Below are 13,894 nucleotides of genomic sequence, written 5' to 3'. Positions count from 1 at the left end.
TTTATCCAACCAAAACAAGTTTTTTCACCCGAATCATTCAAAATGCTCCCGTTTTGGGCTATTTTCGTTCGATGGAAAAACATTTCCTGGCGTTTTCGCTTGTGATTTCCGCAATTTCTTCCAGTGTTTTTCCTGTTATTTCCGCAGCGGTTTCTGCTACAAGACGGACGAAAGCAGACTCGTTGCGCTTGCCTCGATGAGGGTGCGGGGCCAAATATGGGGCATCCGTTTCGATCAGCAGACGGTCGAGCGGAACCCTCGCAAGCACCTCTTTCGGCACCCGCGCATTCTTGAACGTGACCGGCCCGCCAAACGAAATATAGAAGTTCATGTCCAAGCACTGCTTGGCCGTCTCCCAGCTGCCAGAGAAGCAATGCATGATCCCGCCAACCTGTTTGGCATCGCTTTCTTTCAAAATCCTAACAACATCCTCGTGCGCATCCCGATTATGAATAACGATTGGCTTGCGCTTGGATTTCGCGAGCTCGATTTGCTCCCGGAACACCCGCTGCTGCACGTCCTTGGGGGACGTATCCCAATAATAATCCAGCCCGATTTCCCCGATCGCGACCACCTTTGGGTGGTCGCACAGCGAGGCAATCCAGTCGAGATCGGAAGGACCGTAATCGAGGCTGTCGGTCGGGTGCCAACCCACCACCGCATAGATGAAGTCGTACTGCTCGGCAAGCGCCATCGTCGTCGGAATGGTCTCCCGATTAAATCCGATATTTACCAATAATTCGACGCCCGCGCCGCGCGCCCGTTCGATGACTTCCGCGCGGTCGTCGTCGAATTTATGCGAATCCAAATGGGTATGCGTGTCGATTAACATGAAGGGCGAAACTCCTCTCTAATCCAGTTCAAACAGCTTGCGAAGTTCGGGACTTAGTTTGTCCGCTGATTCAAGCAGCGGCTCATGCGGGTAATACAAATGGTATTTCCCTCGATGCATGCCCGTAATCGAGCGAATGATATCGGATTTCTGCGAAATTTCCGATACGACGTCGTCACGGTCCAGCACGAGGATCGGCGGTTTATCATTCTTCTTCGCGCCGCGCGCCCCCGGCCGATAGACAGCGTACGCCAAATCAAACGGAAAATCGACTTCCAAGTGGTAATCCGGATGGAGCCCGATCGCGGCGAATTGCTCCCGGATGGAAGCCCACAACGGCTCGTCCGCCTCATCCATCGTTACATACTTATACAGCTTGCGGTCCATGAACCGGCGGCATAAGTCGGCCAGCAGCGAATCTGCTTCCGATTGCCAGAGCGTAAAGGCTGTCTGCATCGGAGCCTCGTCAAGCGCCAAGTAACTCGGAACATCGATGGTGCCGCTTATGAGCCTCCGAATCGGTTCAATCATCCAGCCGAATGCATAACCATTCATATAGAGCTCTTTGGCCCGGCGCAGGATCTGACGCAGAATAATTTCCGAACTGCGAGTGACGGGGTGGAAATAGATTTGCCAATACATTTGGTACCGGGACATCAAATAGTCCTCGACCGCGTGCATCCCGCTCTCTTTCACGACAATGCTTCCCTTATGCGGCCGAAGCACGCGCAGGATGCGTTCCAGGTCGAACGTGCCGTAGTTAACGCCTGTAAAATAGGCGTCGCGGAGCAAATAGTCCATACGGTCGGCATCCATCTGGCTGGAGACGAGACTGATGACGATCGGTTTCTCGTACGTTTTGCGTATGACCGCCGCGACCTGCTCCGGGAAGCCGGGATCGACCTCGCGAAGGATGCGGTTCACTTCTGTATCTTCTAATAATATGCGGCAAGTCCAATCCTCGTGATGGGTATCGAATACTTCTTCGATGGAATGGGAGAAAGGGCCGTGTCCGACATCATGCAGCAGCGCCGCGCACAACGTCACCAACTTCTCTTCCTTCGGCCAGTCCTCGTAACCGCCGCGTTCGAATTGCGAAATGATTTTGCGCGTAATTTCATACACGCCGAGCGAATGGGAGAATCGGCTGTGCTCCGCCCCATGGAAAGTCAAATACGAGGTACCCAGCTGACGAATGCGCCGAAGCCGTTGGAACTCTTTCGTGTTGATCAAATTCCATATCGTGCGGTCTTGCACGTAGATGTATTTATGCACCGGATCTTTAAAGACCTTCTCCTCCGCCAATGGCTGCAAGCGGCTATCCATAAGCCTCACCCTCCTATCTTCATTTCTCTTACCTAATAATACCTTTCAGCACTTTCAAATGCGAGAAACAGCTGGCAGAATTCAGCTATCATTCCGCTATTCGACAATAATTCGACACAATCCTAATATATTTGTCGAAAAGTGTCGCGCTTTAGTTTCCAAAACCCGACAAGATATTGTACGATAGATATAGCCCAAAACCCCTTTCTAGTGCCGAAACTTCGAGAATTGCCCAAATTTAACAGGGTTTTCGAGGTTGACTATTATGGGAAACGTTGGTACTATAGAGAAAAGAAATGATAGAATTTTGTCGAATAATGACGAATATATGTATTTGAGAGGAGCACGGACCATCATGATGAAATCGACTGGAATCGTACGGAAGGTTGATGAGCTCGGGCGTGTAGTTATCCCCATTGAGCTCCGCCGCACACTCGGCATCGGAGAGAAAGACGCGCTTGAGATTTATGTGGACGGCGAGCGCATCATGCTTAAAAAATACGAGCCAGCCTGCATCTTCTGTGGCAACGCGGAGAACGTGACTTACTTCAAGGGCAAAATCATTTGCCACTCTTGTTTGTCCGAAATGCCGGCGCCCGTTACAAAATAAGAGACAAATCGGAATTTATCGGTTATAATAGATTTATACCAACTTGTTAATTCTAACCTTTTTATAACTCCTTACTGCCTTCCTGGTCCGAACCCGACTAGGAAGGCCCTTTTTTTTGTAAGAGAAGACTGCCCTTGTCGCAATCTTACAAATACTGCTTGCCTCTTGCCTCATGAAACGCGTTCCACCGCCAGGTACGGCGAATAGGTTTCCCTTTGCCCCGCTATTTGCGCATTAATTCATTATACACATCCCGCTTCGACAATCCCCGATCGGCGGCTGCTTTCTTCATGGCTTCCTTCCGGTCACCCAGATCTGCTTCATAACGGTCCACATGCTCGGCTAACGTAAGCGGCTGCCACCACTGGGTGTCCTCATCATCTCCTGCGCGATCGCCATAGGCGGCGCCTTCGACAACGAGGCAGTACTCCCCTATAGGCGGGTGCTCGTCCAACCATGCCAGGCATTCCGATAGCGTACCCCGCGCGACTTCTTCATGCCGCTTCGTCAGCTCCCGGACCATCGCGATCCTGCGGTCGCCCCACACCTCCAGCATGGCAGCGAGCGTCTTGGCCACGCGATAAGGCGACTCATAGCAGATGATCGCGCCCTCTTGCTTCCGCAGCTTCTCCAACCAATCGCGCAGCGGCTTGCGGTCCCGAGGCGGAAAGCCCACGAACAGGAACCGCTCGGTCGGAAGCCCGGATACGATCAACGCCGACAGAGCCGCGTTCGCCCCCGGTATCGGTACCACTTTAATCCCCCGCGAGGCCGCCTCTGCCGCAAGATCGGCCCCTGGATCCGAGATGGCCGGCAAGCCTGCATCGCTCACGAGCGCGATCGACTGCCCGCTCTCCAACATTCGAATTAGCTCCGGCCCGCTTGCCCCTTTGTTATGTTCATGGTAACTGACGAGCCTTGTGGGAATTTCGAAGTGCGTGAGCAGCTTGCGGGTTTGACGGGTATCCTCCGCCGCAATCAAATCGACTTCCTTCAACGTTCGAATCGCCCGAAACGTCATGTCCTCCAAGTTGCCGATCGGCGTGCCGACCAGGTAGAGCGTTCCCGCTCCGTTCTCTTGCGGGCCGCTGAAACTACGCTGTACGATCATGATTCCTTCTTCTCCTGACCGGGGCGCGCGTCCCCATAATAGATGCGCATGAGCTCTTCCTTATACTGTCTTTCTTCATTATATACAATAAGCGGCGGGAGCAATCGAACCTCCGGCTTGCCGTCGCGGGCTGCTTCGATCAGCACGATGTTCGCTTCCGCCTCTTCATGCGGGTGCACGAACCGAATGCGTTTGGGCTCCAGCCGATGGCGCCGCATCGTCTCCGTAATTTCCACCAGCCGCGAGGGGCGGTGTACCATCGACACTTTGCCTCCGGTTCGGACCAACTTCGCGCAGGCTTGGACCATTTCATCAAGCGACCCGTTGAGCTCATGCCGCGCGAACGCATAATGCTCGTTCTCGTTCTGATCGCCATTCTCCGGGGGCAAATACGGCGGATTAATCGTAATCGCATCATAGCTGCCATACTGGCTGCGGTCGAAAAACGTGCGCAAATCCCCCTCGTAAATATGAATTTGCTCCTGCAATGCATTCCATGCCACGCTGCGGCGCGCCATATCGGCCAGTCTAGGCTGAATCTCGACGGCATCGATTCGCGCTTTTGTCCGGGTGCTTAGCAATAAAGGGATCACCCCGTTGCCGGTACATAGATCGAGCACTTTGCCTTTCGTCGGGATCCCGGCGAATCTTGCCAGAAGCACGGCATCCATCGAGAAGCTGAACACCTCTCGGCTTTGGATGATATGCAGCCCATAGCTCAACAAATCGTCCAGACGTTCGTTAGGTAGAAGCGTAATTTCGTTATTCACGCCGCGGAAACCTCGTTTCTATTGATCCTGATGTGGTTTGGCAAACCGAAAGGCCGCCCTTCGAGAAGGACGGCCCGACGCTTTCGGCACCTGCCGCTTCACCGAAGCGGCTGTACGTGATTATTTATTCAGAAAGGATAAGCAGAACAAACAATCGCCCTCCGTACGTAGGTGACCGTAATATACGTTGCAAATGTGGAAACCCTCATGATACAAGCGGGCCAAATTATCGTGTCCTTCACCTACGGCTGCAGCCTGATCGATCGGAAGCGCCAAGGGGAGCTCGGCCTGCTGTGCCCGGCTCGGCGCTGCTGCTGCCGCGTTGACGGCAATCGGCGCCGGCGTTTGCTTGCGAGGCTGTGGCGTTCCCGTGTGCGCGCCTGTTTCACGCTTCAGTACTTTGCGCAGCTGCTGATTCTCTATGGTGAGACGCTTATTCTCTTCGAGAAGCGCCTTGATCTGCTGCTTCATTGAACCGAGCTCTTGATGAAATGCTTGCGATTTCTTCTCCAGCTCGTCCATTTGGTTAAAAAGGTCGTTCTTGTTCATATTCTCCACCCCAAGACTGCTCGGCTTCGAAACATCATCCGACAAGATCTACTTCACTACAACATCATCGAGCGGGAGCTCTTTCGGCTTGCCGCCATCGAATAATTGCACATATACGGCCTTGGAACCCGCGTTAATTCCCGTCACTTTGCCTTCGCCGTATGAGGTAATCACGATTTTGCCTACTGCCGGCATCTCTTCGCGAACGCTTTCGTAGTTATCGTGCTCGTACTTCAGGCAGCACATCAGTCGACCGCACAAACCGGATATCTTCGTCGGGTTAAGCGACAAGTTCTGATCCTTCGCCATCTTGATCGACACGGGCTCGAAATCGCCAAGCCAAGAGGAGCAGCATAGCACGCGACCGCATGGCCCGATGCCGCCGAGCATCTTGGCTTCGTCGCGGACGCCGATTTGCCGCAGCTCGATTCGTGTGCGGAACACGCTGGCCAAGTCCTTCACAAGCTCCCGGAAATCAACCCGCCCTTCGGCGGTAAAATAAAAAATGATCTTGTTGCGGTCAAACGTAAACTCCACATCCACCAGCTTCATCTTCAACTGATGATCACGGATTTTGTCGAGGCACGTGGCGAAAGCGTTCTTCGCGGCCGTCTTATTCTCCTCGACGATCTTGGCGTCGTTGTCACCGGCAATGCGGATTACTTTTTTAAGCGGCAGGACAACATCCGATTCACCGACTTGCTTCTGTCCAACCACCACTTTGCCGTATTCGACCCCTCTTGCCGTTTCGACAATGACATGCTGGTCTTTCTCCACGGGAAGATCGACGGGGTCAAAATAATAGATCTTGCCCGCCTTCTTGAAGCGGACGCCAACGACGTTATACAACCCGTCACCCCTCTTGTATGCGTATTAGCAGCTGCTCGAGCGCGAGCTGGGGCGACACATGCGCGCGCATGCGTTTCCCGGTCTCCAGCGTATGCTCCATGCAGCGCACCCATCCTTCCGATGAACGGTTGTAGGCGTGCCTGCTAAGAAATTCAATCTGATCTATGAAAACAACCGACTCTTGTCTACCTGCTTGAACCTGTATGAAATCTCTATACCAGAGATAGAGCAGCGAAAGAAGCAACTGAGGCTTCTCGCCAAGCTCGCTCTTGAATACGTGCTGTTGGGCAGTCAACATCGCCGCGGTGAATCGGGTTAGACTATCCTTCCCTAATTGTATCACTACGTTTCTCATTTCTGCAAACCCATTCTGCTGGACGATCGCCCGGCAAGCGTCCATTCCAGATGCCATATGTACCGCCGCTCGTGCCAGCGTGGCAGGATGTCCTTCCTGCAGAAGCGCCTCCAGCATGTCCGTCGGTGAGAGCGGCATGAACGGCACCCATTGCGTGCGCGAGCGGATCGTCGGCAGCATCGCTTGTCCGTTATCCGTGAGCAGTATCGCCACGACGGGCGTCGTCGGCTCCTCTAGAAACTTGAGCAAGCTGTTCGCCGCTTGAAGGGTCATCGTCTCGGCCCGCTTCATGATATAAACCTTGCGATCCGTGCCGCTGTTCCGATACGCCATATCCTTTTGCAGTTCGCGAATTTGATCGATTTTAATTGAATTGCCGTCCGGTTCGACGATATGCAGGTCGGGTTGATTACCATGCTCGAATTTACGGCAGGCCAAGCATTCCCCGCATGCATCGCCCGTTCCGCTCGTACAGAAAATCGCTTTGGCGAATTGCTCAGCCATGGCCAGCCTTCCGCTTCCTGGCGGACCGCTAAACAAATAGGCATGCGACACTTTACCCGTCGTTAGCGCATGCTGCAAAATCCGTTTCGCATTCGGCTGGCCGGCAAGTTGTGCAATGCTCATGGCCTTCCGTCGTTCCTTTCTTAGAAAAACAAATTAATGAGCAGTCCTCGGATATCGCCGATTTTGTGCAGCAGATCGATCCTGCCTTCTTCGGTCGTGAGCAGTTCATCGCCCATCGTCACCAGCACGCCGTCGACTTCATCCAGGATTTTATAGCGTTTCGTGCGGCCGCGGCGGTCAAAGCCCTTCGTTTCCTTCAGCCCGACTCCGCGGCGCACAGTATCTTCGAGAAATTGCTTGACCATGTTCCGAAACACGGTCAGCTCCCGGACGGTCATGGATCGCGCCAAGCGCTCCCCTTGACTATGGATATCTTGAAGCTTTTGCTGGAGCTGCTCCATCGATCGTTGTTCGTCTTGATGTTGCATAATATCGGAGAAAGCTTTCGGCTGCAGCGGCTTCGAGCCGAGATCCGTCCGCGCGCGTTCCGCGCCAAGCGGACGCATGCCCGGGTTAATTTTCATATCCACTCACGTCCAATCAGAAATGTTCAAAACGTTCGACCGGCATCACGAATACGGCGGCTCCGCCCACCTGCACTTCGACCGGGAACGGAATATAGGCGTCCGTCGTGCTGCCCATCGGTGAAACCGGCGAAACCAGCTGATCGCGTACTTTGCAATTGGAACGGATAACCTGCATGACCTCGTGCACCCGTTCATCTTCGATTCCGATCATGAACGTAGTATTCCCCGCGCGAAGAAATCCGCCCGTACTCGCAAGCTTGGTTGCTCGGAAGCCTTCCCGGACGAGCGCATTCGATAACCGGTTGCTATCCTTATCCTGCACAATCGCGACAACTAACTTCATCCCAATCCCCTCCCATGTTCTGCCGGCCGAACACACGCGCATTCAGCCCTATCTATTATTTTGACACGGATAGCCCCTTTTCCTCTAATCGACGGCAAATGGCAGTCCATGCCGCTTCGGCAAGCGCCGTCTTCGGCTGCTCCGCATCCAGTTTCACAATACGTTCCGGCTCCGACTGATAAAGCTGCAAGTACCCTTCCCGAACCAGCTGGTGGAACGAGAGCGCCTCCAGATCCAAACGATTAATCTCCCGGCTTGCCTCCTCGCTCGCGTGAATACGGCGAAGCCCCGCTTCCGGGGTAATATCCAAATATAACGTAAGATCCGGCATCGTATCGTGGATGGCAAAAGCATTGATGGCGCGCACTTCCTCCAGGCCGAGTCCCCGCGCATGCCCCTGATAAGCAAGACTGCTGTCCACGAAACGGTCGCAGATGACGACTGCTCCCTGGGCGAGCGCAGGCTCCACCTTTTCGACCAAATGCTGACGTCGTGCCGCCGCATATAGCAGCGCTTCCGTTCTCGGATCCATCATCGTGTTGGCCCGATCCAAAATAATGCCGCGAATTTGTTCCGCGATCGGAATGCCGCCAGGTTCGCGCGTCTTCACAACCATCAGGCCGTTTGCTTCCAGTCTATGTGCTAATGTCTCGATGAGTGTCGTTTTGCCGGCACCCTCGCCGCCTTCGATTGTAATAAATATACCCGTATGCAAATGAGGTGAACTCCCTTGTCCGAATTTCGATTATCCCCGTATTGTAGCAAAAAGAAACGCAAACCGTAAATGACACGCAGATCTTTCGATGATTCTTTTATGGAACAAGAATCGATATCGTTCGCATGGCAGCATCCGATGACCCTTGAAATCGCGCACCAGATGCCGCTAACCCGCGAATCCGTTTAACAGCTTGTGGCGTAATGCATTCGCCTCGATACAATAGCGGGATCCCCGGCGGATAAGGGACGACCATCTCGGCCGAGCAACGGCCCACTGCCGCCTGAAGATCCACCACCATGCTTTGGACAGGGCTACGGTCGAACAGGACGGGTTCGCTTATTGCCGCTAGTTGCTCATCCAGCTCGTCCTCATACGCACCGGTGGCTACGGTCGACCAACCGTCGCCGCTGAGACCCGATTGCTCATCTTCAATATGACACAACGCCTTTATTAGACGTTCCGCATCAGCCTCTGTCGTTTGCGCGCCGAACAATAGGACTACGCGTTTCGGATCGGCCATCTCTGTCCAAATATTATGCTTCTCCAGCTGCTGTTGCATCTCAAATCCGGATAGCTTCCCAAGCTTGTCTTGAAGCAAGAGGCGCAACGGATCCATCCGGTACTGCTCGTGCTCAATCTGGACAGCCTCGAATCTTCCTCCCGCTGCATACAGCGCTTCTCTAACCTTTTGGACAGCCGCCAACCCGGGACCGAACCACGCTTCCCCATAAGTGTCCAACATTGCCCGGGCAATATCCAGCGATGCCAGAATCGGGTAGGAAGGGCTAGAGCTTTGCACCATTTGGAGCGCATGTCGAAGCGCGGCATGATCGATCAGCTCACCCTGCGTATGAAGCATCGCGCCCATGGTCAGTGCATGAAGCGTCTTATGCGTCGACTGAACGACCACGTCCGCCCCAGCTTGTACAGCCGATGTCGGAAACGCGGCGTGATGCCCATAATGAGCGCCGTGAGCTTCATCCACAAGTAATAACTTCCCCTTATCATGCAGCAGGCTGGCATAAGGCAATAAGTTTACGCTAAGCCCATAATAGCTAGGATTGGTCAATAATAAACCTTTCGCATCCGGGTAGCGTTTTAAGGCTTGTTCCACCACGGCAGGCGAAGGAGGGAGGGATAGTCCCGTGTTTTCCTCAATGGTGGGGTTCAAAAAAACCGCTTCTGCTCCGGCTAACATCAGTCCGTTGATCACCGACTTGTGCACATTGCGCTGCACCAACAACCGCTCGCCCGGTTTGCAACTGGCCAGAATCATCGCAATGTTGCCGGATGTGCTGCCTCCTACAAGTAAGTACGTCTTCTGCGCGCCAAAACAAGCCGCAGCAAGCTGCTCCGCTTCCGCGATTGCGCCAGAGGGGTCATGCAGATCATCGGAAAAAGACAGTTCGGTGATGTCGATCCCCATGACCTGCTTTAACGGAGCTAACAGATCAGCAGAAGGGATCCCCGGAATATCGTTAACCCCCCTCCCGAACTGGTGTCCGGGCACGTGAAAAGAAACTGGCCCTGTACGTTTATGTCGCTCAAGCATGACCGCGATAGGCGCATGCCAAGGTTTCAGCTCTCGATGGCGCATTCTAGTTCGTCCTCTCTCTTGACTCTCTTACCATCATACCGGATATCGGCGAAGAAACAACAATCCCCGTTCACGAGTGTTCGTGACGGGGATTATTAACCATTATGCATTTTTCTCCACCCAAAGCCGCTTGAGTTGATGAATAAAGAAAGGATACTTTGCGTCCTGTACATCCGTCCGAACCATCTCGGTCTCGCAAGCGTCGCATATGAACTCGCTGACGATGCAGATGCCGTTCACCTTCTCTTGGCCGCACACGATACAAAGTCTTTCGCTGCCTACTTGCCGTTCTGTCATGGCCGTTCACCTCGCCCATTATTCCCTTACTGCTAGTATGCCACAAACTCTAGCAACCTATACTTCTTTCATAGCCCATTTCAAATAGTAATACATTGTATGTTACTCCAACTCAAATGGTGCCCCTTTCACTTGTACCAATTCCGCATTGGTCTTCATTTTATGGAGCCAAATACCGATAATAGTAACGAAAGTCTGATTGAAAGGGCGTTGATGCATGAGGGGCACACTTGCGGAACAAGTGAAAGCAACGATTTATCAATACCAACTGATTCGCAAAATCAACATCCACAAAGAATACGTTTGGAGCTATTTCGTCATCGCGTTTGTCCTTATTTTGTTTCAGCTCACCATGTACCGAATGGATGGAGCAATCGCGTTAGGGATTGGGGTTGTGTTTACTCAGATCATTCATTTCCTTATCATCCGATTAACGCTCGTCCGAGTCGATGAACCAAATTATCGTCGTTGGGGATTACGGTTTGGCAAGCCATGGTTCGGTTACATTCCAACCGCGTTTATTGAACTTAGCCTTTATCGTAAAGTGCACCGGCACCTCTTATGGCTAGGCCTATGCGCCATCGGGGTTGCCTATCCATGGGCCAACGAAGCTCAAATGATAAGCCTGATCAGCTGGCATCTTTGGTTTCTAGCCCCACGGCTGCTTGTACTTCGACCCCTCCGCAAATGCCGCCCAGACGGTGTACTTAAGTTCCAACCGACCGAGGTAAGTTTCTATCATCGTTAAACGTAGTGTTCAAGGACCGTATGGGTAGATGCCCATACGGTCTTTGTTGTCATTGAGCCAAATGCGCTGCCGATGTCCAACTCTCCCATGACCCTGCAGTCTAAGAAGCAGAAATACAAATAGCCAAGTTTATTATTTGAATGCTACATCATTAATTGAATTCCGTCCCTTGCATCGGGGTTGTCTATCCATGGGCCAACGAAGCTCAAATGATAAGCCTGATCAGCTGGCATCTTTGGTTTCCTACCCCACGGTTGCTTGTACTCCCGCCCCTCCGCAAATGCCGCCCAGACGACTGTGGTTCGCTTCCAATACTTTTGACTCGGCTGCTCGTTTCTATGCCAGGACAAAACTAAAAACCGACCACATCACTGTGGTCGGCCATTCGTGCTTGGCGACGTCCTACTCTCCCAGGACCCTGCGGTCCAAGTACCATCGGCGCTGGAAGGCTTAACGGTCGTGTTCGGGATGGGTACGCGTGGTTCCCTTCCGCCATCGCCACCAAACATTCAAGGTGTTACACCCTGAAAACTGGATACGAAACTCAACACTTTAGCTGTGTTTGTCTAAGTCTTGTGAACTTAAACCTTTAGGATAAGCCCTCGACCGATTAGTATTCGTCAGCTGCATGCATTGCTGCACTTCCACCTCGAACCTATCAACCTGGTCGTCTTCCAGGGGTCTTACTAATTGGGAAATCTCATCTTGAGGGGGGCTTCACGCTTAGATGCTTTCAGCGCTTATCCCGTCCGTACTTGGCTACCCAGCGGTGCTCCTGGCGGAACAACTGGTACACCAGCGGTACGTCCATCCCGGTCCTCTCGTACTAAGGACAGCTCCTCTCAAATTTCCTACGCCCACGACAGATAGGGACCGAACTGTCTCACGACGTTCTGAACCCAGCTCGCGTACCGCTTTAATGGGCGAACAGCCCAACCCTTGGGACCTACTTCAGCCCCAGGATGCGATGAGCCGACATCGAGGTGCCAAACCTCCCCGTCGATGTGGACTCTTGGGGGAGATAAGCCTGTTATCCCCAGGGTAGCTTTTATCCGTTGAGCGATGGCCCTTCCATTCGGTACCACCGGATCACTAAGCCCGACTTTCGTCCCTGCTCGACTTGTGGGTCTCGCAGTCAAGCTCCCTTATGCCTTTGCACGCTTCGAATGATTTCCAACCATTCTGAGGGAACCTTTGGGCGCCTCCGTTACATTTTAGGAGGCGACCGCCCCAGTCAAACTGCCCGCCTGACACGGTCCCCCCACCCGATTCAGGGTGGCGGGTTAGAACTCCGATACGATCAGGGTGGTATCCCAACGGCGCCTCCACCCAAGCTGGCGCTCAGGCTTCAACGGCTCCCACCTATCCTGTACAGATCGTACCAAAGTCCAATATCAAGCTGCAGTAAAGCTCCATGGGGTCTTTCCGTCTTGTCGCGGGTAACCTGCATCTTCACAGGTATTAAAATTTCACCGGATCTCTCGTTGAGACAGCGCCCAAGTCGTTACGCCATTCGTGCGGGTCAGAATTTACCTGACAAGGAATTTCGCTACCTTAGGACCGTTATAGTTACGGCCGCCGTTTACTGGGGCTTCGGTTCATAGCTTCGGGTTGCCCCTAACCACTCCCCTTAACCTTCCAGCACCGGGCAGGCGTCAGCCCGTATACTTCGCCTTACGGCTTCGCACAGACCTGTGTTTTTGCTAAACAGTCGCTTGGGCCTTTTCACTGCGGCCCCCTAGGGCTATTCACCCTACCGAGGCACCCCTTCTCCCGAAGTTACGGGGTCATTTTGCCGAGTTCCTTAACGAGAGTTCTTCCGCGCGCCTTAGCATGCTCTGCTCGCCTACCTGTGTCGGTTTGCGGTACGGGCACCTTGACCTGGCTAGAAGCTTTTCTTGGCAGCGGGAACACATAACCTTCGGTACTGTAATTTTCCCTCCCCATCACAGCCCAGCCTTACGATGCGCGGATTTGCCTACACATCAGCCTCACTGCTTGGACGAGCTATTCCATCAGCTCGCGTTACTATCCTTCTGCGTCACTCCATTGCTCATAACGGCTACGGTGGTACAGGAATATCAACCTGTTGTCCTTCGACTACGCCTTTCGGCCTCGCCTTAGGTCCCGACTTACCCTGAGCGGACGAGCCTTCCTCAGGAACCCTTAGGCTTTCGGCGGACAAGATTCTCACTTGTCTTTTCGTTACTCATACCGGCATTCTCACTTGTATGCTGTCCACCAGTCCTTACGGTCTGACTTCAACCTACATACAACGCTCCCCTACCACTGCAACAAAGTTGCAATCCATAGCTTCGGTGGTGTGTTTAGCCCCGTTACATTTTCGGCGCAGAGTCACTCGACCAGTGAGCTATTACGCACTCTTTAAATGGTGGCTGCTTCTAAGCCAACATCCTGGTTGTCTTTGCAACTCCACATCCTTTCCCACTTAACACACACTTGGGGACCTTAGCTGATGGTCTGGGCTGTTTCCCTCTTGACAATGGATCTTAGCACTCACTGTCTGACTCCCGGTTATAAGTCGATGGCATTCGGAGTTTGACTGGACTTGGTAACCCTTGGCGGGCCCCGCACCCAATCAGTGCTCTACCTCCATGACTCTCAATACCGAGGCTAGCCCTAAAGCTATTTCGGGGAGAACCAGCTATCTCCGAGTTCGATTGGAATTTCTCCG

The 13,894-nt window shown here is 53.1% G+C and carries 14 protein-coding genes and 2 rRNA genes (1 of these 16 running past the window's edge); 2 read left to right on the top strand and 14 right to left on the bottom strand.

Going from position 1 to position 13,894, the window contains the following annotated elements; all coding sequences use genetic code 11:
* Nucleotides 1–58: 58 nt before the first annotated feature.
* Both ACFSKT_RS30115 and ACFSKT_RS30110 read right to left on the bottom strand, forming a co-directional pair.
* On the bottom strand, nt 59–832 hold the full coding sequence (locus ACFSKT_RS30115; RefSeq protein WP_377717444.1) for a TatD family hydrolase: 774 nt from the start codon (nt 830–832) through the stop codon (nt 59–61).
* 18 nt (nt 833–850) lie between these two features.
* A complete protein-coding gene (locus ACFSKT_RS30110) occupies nt 851–2,158 on the bottom strand; it encodes an HD domain-containing protein (RefSeq protein WP_377717445.1) in 1,308 nt (435 codons plus the stop codon).
* Between the two features lie 355 nt (nt 2,159–2,513).
* Here ACFSKT_RS30110 and ACFSKT_RS30105 point away from each other — a divergent pair, with 355 nt between their 5' ends.
* The gene (locus tag ACFSKT_RS30105) at nt 2,514–2,768 is read left to right on the top strand and encodes an AbrB/MazE/SpoVT family DNA-binding domain-containing protein (protein ID WP_148933534.1); all 255 of its coding nucleotides are present in this window, start codon (nt 2,514–2,516) and stop codon (nt 2,766–2,768) included.
* Between the two features lie 223 nt (nt 2,769–2,991).
* Here the strand turns inward: ACFSKT_RS30105 and rsmI are convergent, their stop codons facing one another.
* The 10 genes from rsmI to ACFSKT_RS30055 form a co-directional block, all read right to left on the bottom strand.
* Nucleotides 2,992–3,879 (bottom strand): 16S rRNA (cytidine(1402)-2'-O)-methyltransferase, encoded by an 888-nt coding sequence (gene rsmI, locus ACFSKT_RS30100; RefSeq protein WP_377717447.1) that lies wholly within the window; start codon nt 3,877–3,879, stop codon nt 2,992–2,994.
* Nucleotides 3,876–4,649 carry a tRNA1(Val) (adenine(37)-N6)-methyltransferase gene (locus ACFSKT_RS30095; RefSeq protein ID WP_377717448.1) on the bottom strand — a complete coding sequence of 258 codons (774 nt, stop codon included), beginning with the start codon at nt 4,647–4,649 and terminating at the stop codon, nt 3,876–3,878. Before ACFSKT_RS30095 ends, rsmI begins: the two co-directional genes overlap by 4 nt.
* Nucleotides 4,650–4,769: 120 nt before the next feature.
* Nucleotides 4,770–5,198, bottom strand: a complete 429-nt coding sequence (locus tag ACFSKT_RS30090; RefSeq protein WP_377717449.1) for an initiation-control protein YabA — start codon at nt 5,196–5,198, stop codon at nt 4,770–4,772.
* A gap of 48 nt (nt 5,199–5,246) precedes the next feature.
* Nucleotides 5,247–6,047, bottom strand: a complete 801-nt coding sequence (locus ACFSKT_RS30085; RefSeq protein ID WP_148933531.1) for a PSP1 domain-containing protein — start codon at nt 6,045–6,047, stop codon at nt 5,247–5,249.
* 4 nt (nt 6,048–6,051) lie between these two features.
* On the bottom strand, nt 6,052–7,029 hold the full coding sequence (gene holB / locus ACFSKT_RS30080) for a DNA polymerase III subunit delta' (protein WP_377717450.1): 978 nt from the start codon (nt 7,027–7,029) through the stop codon (nt 6,052–6,054).
* 20 nt (nt 7,030–7,049) lie between these two features.
* Nucleotides 7,050–7,493, bottom strand: coding sequence for a YaaR family protein (locus ACFSKT_RS30075; RefSeq protein ID WP_377717451.1), 444 nt, complete (start codon nt 7,491–7,493; stop codon nt 7,050–7,052).
* Between the two features lie 16 nt (nt 7,494–7,509).
* Nucleotides 7,510–7,839, bottom strand: a complete 330-nt coding sequence (locus ACFSKT_RS30070) for a cyclic-di-AMP receptor (protein ID WP_148933528.1) — start codon at nt 7,837–7,839, stop codon at nt 7,510–7,512.
* A 55-nt stretch (nt 7,840–7,894) separates the two neighbouring features.
* Nucleotides 7,895–8,554, bottom strand: a complete 660-nt coding sequence (gene tmk, locus ACFSKT_RS30065) for a dTMP kinase (RefSeq protein ID WP_377717452.1) — start codon at nt 8,552–8,554, stop codon at nt 7,895–7,897.
* Between the two features lie 97 nt (nt 8,555–8,651).
* Nucleotides 8,652–10,154, bottom strand: coding sequence for an aminotransferase class I/II-fold pyridoxal phosphate-dependent enzyme (locus ACFSKT_RS30060; RefSeq protein ID WP_377717453.1), 1,503 nt, complete (start codon nt 10,152–10,154; stop codon nt 8,652–8,654).
* A gap of 102 nt (nt 10,155–10,256) precedes the next feature.
* Nucleotides 10,257–10,451 carry a sigma factor G inhibitor Gin gene (locus ACFSKT_RS30055; protein ID WP_377717454.1) on the bottom strand — a complete coding sequence of 65 codons (195 nt, stop codon included), beginning with the start codon at nt 10,449–10,451 and terminating at the stop codon, nt 10,257–10,259.
* Nucleotides 10,452–10,668: 217 nt separating this feature from the next.
* On the opposite strand from ACFSKT_RS30055, the gene ACFSKT_RS30050 reads away from it, so the two are divergent.
* Nucleotides 10,669–11,199, top strand: a complete 531-nt coding sequence (locus ACFSKT_RS30050) for a transposase (protein ID WP_377717456.1) — start codon at nt 10,669–10,671, stop codon at nt 11,197–11,199.
* A gap of 389 nt (nt 11,200–11,588) precedes the next feature.
* Here ACFSKT_RS30050 and rrf read toward each other — a convergent pair.
* Together rrf and ACFSKT_RS30040 are read right to left on the bottom strand one after the other, a co-directional pair.
* Nucleotides 11,589–11,705, bottom strand: a 5S ribosomal RNA gene (gene rrf, locus ACFSKT_RS30045).
* Between the two features lie 84 nt (nt 11,706–11,789).
* Nucleotides 11,790–13,894: ribosomal RNA gene (locus tag ACFSKT_RS30040) — 23S ribosomal RNA — on the bottom strand (it continues 824 nt past the right edge of the window).

The organism is Paenibacillus xanthanilyticus (genome assembly GCF_042682185.1).
GTDB classification, from domain to species: domain Bacteria; phylum Bacillota; class Bacilli; order Paenibacillales; family Paenibacillaceae; genus Paenibacillus_Z; species Paenibacillus_Z xanthanilyticus.
Note: the sequence above shows the minus strand (reverse complement) of the source record. Positions and strands in the feature narration are given on the sequence as shown.